Origin of the sequence: Mameliella sp. CS4 (assembly GCF_019392335.1) — a bacterium.
In the GTDB taxonomy this organism is placed as follows: domain Bacteria; phylum Pseudomonadota; class Alphaproteobacteria; order Rhodobacterales; family Rhodobacteraceae; genus Antarctobacter.
Genome location: NZ_JAHXRQ010000251.1, coordinates 1 through 246 on the forward strand (window position 1 = coordinate 1; position 246 = coordinate 246).

1 protein-coding gene is annotated in these 246 nt (G+C 60.2%); it reads right to left on the reverse strand.

Annotation, left to right across the window (positions count from 1 at the left end):
* Positions 1-226: phospholipase D-like domain-containing protein (locus tag KZZ07_RS27285; RefSeq protein ID WP_219520162.1), on the reverse strand; the 226-nt coding region annotated here is incomplete at its 3' end.
* Positions 227-246: the final 20 nt, after the last annotated feature.

Here is a 246-nt window from a genome sequence, read left to right on the forward strand (position 1 = left end):
TCACTGAGCCGGGATGGTCGGCCGCGTAGAACTGGGCGATATCAAGGGTGCTTTTCGCACCGTCAAACAACTCGATCCACACCGGGCCAGGCTGGCGCAAATCGGCGGTGCCCAACGCGGTGTCCACCGGTACGGTGTGCACCAGTTCAAACCCGGGAATCGAAAAGTCCGCTTGGGCAAGCGGACTGAGGAATAGGCCGGCGAGGCCTGCGATACGCAACTTCATCGATAGGGACATAGGTGTCT